The 6,531-nt window shown below is 52.1% G+C and carries 6 protein-coding genes; 3 read left to right on the top strand and 3 right to left on the bottom strand.

Annotation, left to right across the window (positions count from 1 at the left end):
• Positions 1 to 47: 47 nt before the first annotated feature.
• Positions 48 to 1,337 carry an NAD(P)/FAD-dependent oxidoreductase gene (locus FJM67_RS07080; protein ID WP_140588085.1) on the top strand — a complete coding sequence of 430 codons (1,290 nt, stop codon included), beginning with the start codon at positions 48 to 50 and terminating at the stop codon, positions 1,335 to 1,337.
• Positions 1,338 to 1,609: 272 nt separating this feature from the next.
• On the opposite strand, the gene FJM67_RS07085 is transcribed toward FJM67_RS07080, so the two are convergent.
• Genes FJM67_RS07085 through FJM67_RS07095 form a run of 3 tightly spaced genes read right to left on the bottom strand, consistent with a single transcriptional unit; the run spans position 1,610 to position 4,679 of the window.
• The gene (locus FJM67_RS07085) at positions 1,610 to 2,674 is read right to left on the bottom strand and encodes an AGE family epimerase/isomerase (protein ID WP_235890008.1); all 1,065 of its coding nucleotides are present in this window, start codon (positions 2,672 to 2,674) and stop codon (positions 1,610 to 1,612) included.
• 12 nt (positions 2,675 to 2,686) lie between these two features.
• Positions 2,687 to 3,844 (bottom strand): DUF5666 domain-containing protein, encoded by a 1,158-nt coding sequence (locus FJM67_RS07090; protein WP_140588086.1) that lies wholly within the window; start codon positions 3,842 to 3,844, stop codon positions 2,687 to 2,689.
• The gene (locus FJM67_RS07095) at positions 3,834 to 4,679 is read right to left on the bottom strand and encodes a DUF6502 family protein (protein WP_140588087.1); all 846 of its coding nucleotides are present in this window, start codon (positions 4,677 to 4,679) and stop codon (positions 3,834 to 3,836) included. Before FJM67_RS07095 ends, FJM67_RS07090 begins: the two co-directional genes overlap by 11 nt.
• A gap of 235 nt (positions 4,680 to 4,914) precedes the next feature.
• Between FJM67_RS07095 and FJM67_RS07100 the strand changes: the two genes are divergently transcribed.
• Both FJM67_RS07100 and FJM67_RS07105 read left to right on the top strand, forming a co-directional pair.
• Positions 4,915 to 5,646 carry a hypothetical protein gene (locus FJM67_RS07100; protein WP_140588088.1) on the top strand — a complete coding sequence of 244 codons (732 nt, stop codon included), beginning with the start codon at positions 4,915 to 4,917 and terminating at the stop codon, positions 5,644 to 5,646.
• 63 nt (positions 5,647 to 5,709) lie between these two features.
• Complete coding sequence (locus tag FJM67_RS07105) at positions 5,710 to 6,327, top strand: hypothetical protein (protein ID WP_140588089.1); 618 nt, start codon at positions 5,710 to 5,712, stop codon at positions 6,325 to 6,327.
• Positions 6,328 to 6,531: the final 204 nt, after the last annotated feature.

A 6,531-nucleotide genomic window follows, 5' to 3' on the forward strand; every position in this document is an offset into this window, starting at 1 on the left:
CCAGAACTGTAACCTAGGCAGATTGCCTGTTTTGTAGAGACTAGCGTATGTCAGACCAAACCTTAGCGTCACCTTTTGCTGCTTCGATCCATGCAACCAAGCCCAATCTGGCGGTTATCGGCGCCGGTGTGGTGGGTCTGTGTACGGCGCTCGCGGCACAAAAAGAGGGCTATCATGTCACTCTGTTGGATTCCAATCCACCGGGAAAAGCGGCTTCATTTGGTAATGCTGGCTACTTAGCCACCGAATTGATGGACCCACTGGGAACGAAAAAAGTGCTGAAAATGGCACCGAAACTTTGGCTTGATCCGAAGGGGCCGGTTTGTCTGCCGTGGAAGCACTTTACCAAGGCAGCACCCTGGCTACTCAAGTTTGTGGCGGCTTCCAGTGATGAGCGCGCCGAGTATAGCCGCAAGGCATTGCTGTCACTGAATGCGGAAGCGGTTCCCGCATGGCACAGACTGATGCAAGATGTGGGTGGGGAAGAACACCTGATCTCCGATGGTTATCTATTGGTATGGGAAGACCCGAGCAAAAAAACCGACGCCCGCGAGCATTTGGCCCAGATGCAGCGTTTCAATATTCCTTGTGAATATGTGGAAGGGGCGCGTTTAGCCGAGCTAGAACCTACTTTGGCCAAACGTATTAGCCATGCCTTGTACTATCCCAAAGCGACCCGCGTCAGCGACCCTTTTACGGTTTGTCAGTTGTTGTATCAGGCGTTTCAAGAGCGGGGTGGGGTATTCATTCAAGAACATGTGATGTCCCTACAGGCTGGCACCCATAATATCGAAGTGCATCTCGCCCGAGATCAACAGGCCTTTGGACAGGTGATTATCTGTGGCGGTGCTTGGAGTAAACAGCTATTGGAACAGGTCGGTCTCACTGTGCCCCTAGAGGCGGAGCGCGGCTACCATGTGACCTATACGGGTCAAGAACAACTACTGAACCATGTTATCGGTGCTGCCGAGCGTCGTTTTGTAATGTCGCCGCTGGCATCAGGTTTGCGCTCGGTGGGCATGAGCGAGATTGGTGGAGTACGGCTCCCGCCGATCCAGAAACGCTTTGCGGTACTTCGGGAGCATACCGCCGCCTTGCTACCGGATGTCACCAAAGATGGCATCCAGGTAGAAGAATGGATGGGGCATCGCCCGACCTTGCCGGACTCCTTGCCGGTCATTGATCAACATCCAAGCTTCCCCCGTTTGGCATTTGCTTTTGGTCACCAGCATTTGGGGTTAACTCACGCCGCGATCACAGCGGAGCTGATGCTGGCGAAAATTCAAAAACAACCGGCTTCTATCTCCCTCCATGCCATGCGAGTTGATCGCTTCTAGCAGCCATAAAAAACGGCTCTACTCATATCGGGTAGAGCCGTTTGCGCGAGAGAGCAAACCATAAGCCTATTAGTCCGGGTTGTGCCCTGTGTCGAGATAAAGAAATTACCCTGACCTTGGCTATACGTAACCGTCTGAACTCTGGTTTAGCGGTCAGTGATTTTCATGGTATCCATCACGTCCCAACAAGCACCTAGGGTATGGTAATCCACCTTACCCATGGGGGATTTTTCATTAGTGATCTTTTGTCCTTCCCGGGACACGATGCGATATCAAGCACCGTGTTGGTGGTCGATTAGGTGATCCCAGCTGTATTGCCACAAGCGGTTATACCAATCGAGGTAGGCGCTATCCTTTGTAAGCTGGTATAAGCGATGAGCGGCGGCGATGGCTTCCGCCTGAACCCAGAAGTATTTTTGGGAATCGGCAAATTCCCCGGTGGTCGGGGCAAAGCCATATACCAAACCGCCGAAGTCGTGATCCCAGCCTTTTACCACTGCTTGATCAAACAAGCTTTGCGCCCGTTCCTGATACCAAGTATCCGGTGACAGCTGATCCAATTGCAGCAGCAGTTTGGTCCACTCCACTTGGTGGCCGGGTTGAAACCCCCAAGGTTTAAATAGGTCGTCGGGCTTATCGATATTGTGTTGCCAGTCGGGCTGCCAGTGTTGGTTGTAGTGTTCCCAAATCATGCCCCCAGCTAGGTCACATAATTCCCCAGCGAAGCGCTTAGCTAGCTGCTGTGCCCGTTCCAGAAACACCGTCTCGCCGGTGGCACGGTAAGCCGCAATGAAGGCTTCGGTCATGTGCATGTTGGCATTTTGCCCACGATAAGGATCGAGCGTTGCCAGATCGCCTGAGGCTTCATCGGCGTAAGCCTGGAACTCAGCTTGGTAGAAATGCTGCTCCAGCAAATCAAAGAGTTGTAGCAGTTTGTCGCGGGCGTCGATAAGACCGGCGAGATGGGCATGAGCATACGCCAGTACCACAAAGGCTTGACCATAGGCCATGGCGGTTTTGTCGTCCGTTGCCCCGGTCATCCAGGCGTAATGGCCAGTCTCTGGGACAAAGTGATGGCTTTCTAAATAAGACAAACCGTGTTTTGCCCACTCGGCATAATGGTCACCGTAACCTCGGCGGTAGGCCTCCGCGTAGTTAAAAACAAAACGGCAAGAAGAGACTAAGTGCCGGTTATCAGCATCGAAAACAGTACCATCATCGAGAAAGTTCTGGAAAAAGCCACCACTAGGATCTTTGGCAACTGGCTCGTAAAAGTTCAAGATGGCTTGAGTATGTTGGCGTAGAAAGTCAGAGGAGAAAAACACCGGTGTTGTCATGGAAAATCCTCGTTAGTGTCGACGATTAGGGGGTTCCCCCCGTCCGTTATTGGATGCTGAGGGGCCGCCGTGCTCGCGACTGGTCGAACTGGGGCCGGAATTGGAAGAGCGACTGCTTTCTCTGGAAGACGCTGAACGCTCGTTGGAAGGAGATGATTGACCAGAACCACTTGGATTACCAGTACTGATGGTTTGGTCGCGGTTCTTGTTCGAGCTGCTTGCTCTGCTAGATGTTGGGCTGTCTAGCCGACGCTCAAAGCGGGCCCGGGGCAGTTGGTTTTGTCCGTTAGCATCCCCTTTATCTATACTGGAATGGCTGGGCACACTACCCATTAGCTCGAACATGGAGGTCGGTGTACCCTTACCACCTTTAACCGAAAGGCCATTTTTTTCCGGTCTGTGTTTATCAATATGGATGGTTTCGCTGCGCTCTGGGGTGCGACGCTCAATGACATATTTCGTCGCATCTTGTGCAAAGGGAACCCCGTCGTCATGGCGGATAAAACGTACCTGATCTGACTCTCCTCTCAGGGTAAGCGTTTCACCTTCTTGAGCTTCCAGTACATCCTCAGGTAGTGGTAAACCAGCAACTTGCCATTGTCCCAAAGCGTTGCGGGATACTGGCGCCGAAATTTGCCATTGATCCACCGATGCTGTTTGTATATCGGTGGCAAACAGGGTGTTGTGATGGAAGTATCCGCTCACTTTTACACCGTCACCAAGGGCTAGCGTCGGCCACTCGCCGGGACGGTTTGGGTCACTAACGACCTTCACCCCCTGCACCCAGAGTGTATTGTCATTGAGTTGCGATACGGTGCCGATGACCGCATGGTCAACTAAAACTTGCTGGGCGCGCCATTGGTAACGGCTGCCTTCTGGGTTTGGTAGGGCTAGTACTTTTACTTGCTGGCCAAGCCGTAGGGCTCTTTCCTCGGTTGGGATGCCATTCATGGTAATGTGAGTTTGCCTATTGACTTCGATTTCTAAGCCATTGACCCAGATGCTACCGAATTGGGTCAAGGTGCCAATCACCCCTGTGCCACCGAGACCGCGCTCCTCATCTGCGCCTAACCATTTGCCGGTGCCACCGATGCCCCTGTCTTCCCCTGCCCAAACAAGAGTGACGAAGGCCGTAGCGGCAATAATCAGTTTAAGCCAGTTAAGCATCATCCTTGCGCTCCTGTTCCCGGTAAAAATAGGTGCCTAAAATAAATCGATGGTCACCGCCTCCTTGCGCATCATCTTGGCGGGCGAGCTCTTGAGCGCGTTTATTGAGCCGAATTAGCAGCGCTTGGCCTTGTTCGCTCGCGAGCTGTTGTAGCTCATCCACGGAGTCTTTAGAAAGGTGGTTGTAAAACACGGAACGTTCCGGGAAGGGGGAGGATTCACCCCGTAAATTATGCTCACAGGCGGCAATGTGATCGGCGGTATTACGGGCAAAGAACGCGACTTTGGTCGCCTGATCTTCCGAGGGGTATAGGGCTTGAGCATTGAGCTCATAGCCCTGTTGATCATTACCAGAGATCAGACCCCGTTGCAGCCAATCATCAAGAATGGTGCGGGGGCGGACATCTTTGCTCACACTTTCCACCAAAGCATCAAATGAGTCTTCACCGCTGCGACTAAGGCACTTAGGCTGTCCCTGCTCATTCAAATACTGGCTATCACCCAGCCATAAACTTACCAAGCGTGAGGTGATTGAACTTCTTTCGTTGCGGGGAGTTTCCTGCTCCTGAATTTCCGACAGGCGTTTCACATCTTTACGATGCACACCACTAATGACACTGATACGACTTAGGGTGACTTTCTCACCGCGTCGCTCTAGCTCTTTGCGGGTTTCCTCGACAAAGGCCTGTTTTAGCCATTCCTGTACCGCACCATAGTCAATACCTTGACGCAGCAACAAACGCACCAACGAGCCAAGCACTTTTTTCATAGCCTTGGCGATAAGCTGTTTCGTGTCCTGACTGGTGTCGTCAGTGGGTTGTGGGTCAATGGTCGGCATACATATTTTTACCTTGTGATTCACCGATATTCTAGGGAGCCAGCGTCAATATATCCACCGTTGCAGCTCTGCCAACGCTGATCTGGTCTCTGTCGCCAATATTTGCTGTGTCAAAAATCCGTAAAGTTTCTTGACGCGGGAAATAATCACACGATAAGCTAAAAACATCAAGTGGGAAAAAATCACACAAATAGTTTTTCCAAGCATGTCTCCCAACTCCAGCGAGGTAGGCCAGATGACACGGGCGCAACGACGTAAACAAGCGAAAATCAAATTCACCATGAGTCTGATGATAGGGCTCCTAGCGTTGACTTATCAGCCGGATGTACATGGGGAAACGGTGGTCGAGGAAGAAGGCTCGACCACAACAGAAGAATCGGTGACGGCAGCCTCTACTTCCTCAGCAACTGACGAGGACAGCACAACCACCACAACAGAAGAAAATACCATGGTGCAAACCAACACCGATGCAGCCGCCGAAGAGGCAGCAAGCAGTAGTACTGAGTCTGAAACGGTTGGCTCGGATAGCAGCACATCCGTCACAGCTGAAGAAACGGCTTCTACTAGTTCCGAAGAAAGTTCGGTTGGTGGCGATGCAGCGACAGGCCCTGCCAGCGACCATGCTAGCGCCGTAGGGCAGGCAGCGAGTACGGGCTTGCTGGGGCGCATGGCCCGTTGGTTCGGTGAGCAACAGCAAGACGTTGCCCACCAGCAACGAGATGAGCGCACTCAAGAGCGAGAGCGTGATCGAGACCAAGAACAGACTACGACAGGGAACAGAAGCAGCAACACTGAAAAAAAGAGCAGCTCGACTTCGTCCGGCGGTTCCGCAAAGTCCTCATCTGGACACAGTAACTCAGCCTCCTCGGGATCTGAGCGAAGCAGCGGCAGCCGCTCTTCTGGAGGCTCCTCAAATGGCGGCGCTTCTGGTGGTAATAAGGGCGGTGGCGGTAGTCGTAGCCACTAATCCGACTAGATCCATAACCATTTTATCGAATCGGTTCAACCAGACTATTCGCCCGGAGGCGTTATGAACAAATTTAATCCATTTATTATGCCGCTATTTTTTACAGTCGCCGTTGCCCAAGCTTATGCCGAGGAAGCGGTAGAGATAGCGCCAACACCAGCGACGGTGACAGAGAGCGTCGGTACGAATTTACATGCCCAAATCGGCGGTGGCTATCATGGGCGTTTTGTTAGTGAAACCCATGATGATTACGCGGTGAATTTTAATTCCCCCGTATTCTCTGCCCGCCTTATCCCCGCGAAAAATTTTGCCTTAGAGACCAACTATTACAATTTTGGCGGCGGCCGCTATACCAAGGGCAGTGAGTCTGGCCCTTCCGTGTTCGATAACTCTGGCCTGGAAGTGAACTTCTTGTTGGGTTCATCTTTGGTGGACGAAGGCTTCTTTGCTTACGTGGGAGTTGGCTATTTCAGCGAGACTTGGGAATCCATGACCAGTGGCAATCAATATGGCGCCAGCGGAATCCAAGCCCCCATTGGCATCGGCTATAACTTTGGTCATTTCTCCATCGATGCCCAAGCCGCCTACCGTAACCCAGCCGCCTACCAAGGCGATGTGTTTAGTACGACTTCAGATCCAGAAGCCTACACCATGCAACTGCGTTTATTTGCCAACATGTAGCCAAAGCGCTACTGAGAAACCTCACCTGTAACGATTAAATTTCACGATTTGATAGGGAGCTTGGCCAGCCTTCGGGCTGGTCAGACTGCTGATAAAGTCCTCGCCTTCGTACGGGGACTTTTTATAATAGCCTTATGCTTAAAGAACGCCCCCAAACCCAATCGACTCTAGAGTTTGTCTCCATTGATGAGCTCGTCCCAAGTG

The sequence above is a fragment of the Maribrevibacterium harenarium genome, from assembly GCF_006385675.1.
In the GTDB taxonomy this organism is placed as follows: Bacteria; Pseudomonadota; Gammaproteobacteria; order Pseudomonadales; family Marinomonadaceae; genus Marinomonas; species Marinomonas harenarium.